General features: G+C 66.0%; 2 protein-coding genes. Both read right to left on the bottom strand.

Annotation, left to right across the window (positions count from 1 at the left end):
• Window positions 1-2: 2 nt before the first annotated feature.
• Complete coding sequence (locus tag AABA78_RS38790; RefSeq protein ID WP_338270575.1) at window positions 3-554, bottom strand: transposase; 552 nt, start codon at window positions 552-554, stop codon at window positions 3-5.
• Between the two features lie 23 nt (window positions 555-577).
• Window positions 578-1,114, bottom strand: coding sequence for a helix-turn-helix domain-containing protein (locus tag AABA78_RS38795; RefSeq protein WP_338270576.1), 537 nt, complete (start codon window positions 1,112-1,114; stop codon window positions 578-580).
• Window positions 1,115-1,160 lie beyond the last annotated feature (46 nt).

Raw genomic sequence — 1,160 nt, forward strand, 5'->3', positions numbered from 1 at the left:
ATTCACGCCTCGGCTGATTGAGTCGGGCTCCAGAGTGAGCCGAGAAGACTGAGCACTGCTTGGGGCCGGGCGCGGTAGTAGCCCAGCCCCGAGCGCAGAGCATTCTGAAGCTCGGTCATCTCGTCGAAGAGGACATTGTGCGTGGCACGCTGGCGCAGAGGGCGCCACAGTCGCTCAATGGGCTGCAGTTGCGGACTGTAGGGTGGCAGCCGGTACAGCGTCAGGTGTGGGTAGCGGCCCAAAGCCCAGTCCACCGGACGTCCGCGGTGCCAAGGCGCGTTGTCGATGACGAGGATGACTTCAGGGTACGCGTCGGCTGGGTAGGTCCGAGCGACGTCGAGCAAGTGGTGGGCAAAGGCCACCTGCATCCGCTTCGTCTTCGACAGCCCATCCTTGCGGCGTTTCTGGGTGCGACTGCCGTACAGTCGGCTCGTTACCTCGCCGGTGGTGACGTTGGCCGAGGCAAACGTGTGCACCACGTCCTTGCAGTCGCGGGTGCCGATAACGGGGCGCTCGCCCTTGAGGCCCAAGGTGGCCGTCAGCGTGGGCACCATGGGAAACCGCGCCTCGTCCTGGCTCAGAAGGACCAGCTCCCCTGCTGCCGCCTGGCGTTTTTTTCGCTCAACTCCTGCTGGGCTTGCTGCTGCCGAGCCGGGTCTGCGCGCAGGAAGCGGTAGGTGGGCCGGTAGAGCCGGACGCCATGGCGGCGGCAGAAGTCGCCCATGGCCGTCTCACGTACGCGAATGCCTGTCTGCTGGTGGAGAAAGTCGGCCAGGGCGACGTGCGTCCAGTTAGCGCGCTTGAGGCCGCAGGCCCGAGGGCCCTGGCGAATCCAATCCAGCAGGGTGGGCGCCAGGTGCTCGGGAATGAGGGGCGTCTTGCCTGGCGCCCACTGAATCTTCAGCCCTTCCAAGCCGCCAGCGCGGTAGCGAGCCAGGAAGCGCTGCACATTGCGCGTCGTGGTCCCCAGGTCCTCGGCAATCTGCTGCTGAGGACGGCTCCGGGCGGTCATCAGCACCGCCTGGCACCTGTCGCGCAATCGGCGGTCCTCCGTCGCTCGGAAGCACGTTTCCAGCTCGCTCCTCTGCCCCTCACTCAGCTCCAGCCGGCTCATGCAGGTTTAACCCGCGACCACCGACGGATTCATCCGAGCCGTGAAT

Origin of the sequence: Corallococcus caeni, from assembly GCF_036245865.1 — a bacterium.
GTDB lineage: Bacteria > Myxococcota > Myxococcia > Myxococcales > Myxococcaceae > Corallococcus > Corallococcus caeni.

Coding starts and splice junctions, on each gene's coding strand:
- AABA78_RS38790 (WP_338270575.1), bottom strand. CDS start 554: ATGGTGCCCACGCTGACGGCCACCTTGGGCCTCAAGGGCGAGCGCCCC.
- AABA78_RS38795 (WP_338270576.1), bottom strand. CDS start 1,114: ATGAGCCGGCTGGAGCTGAGTGAGGGGCAGAGGAGCGAGCTGGAAACG.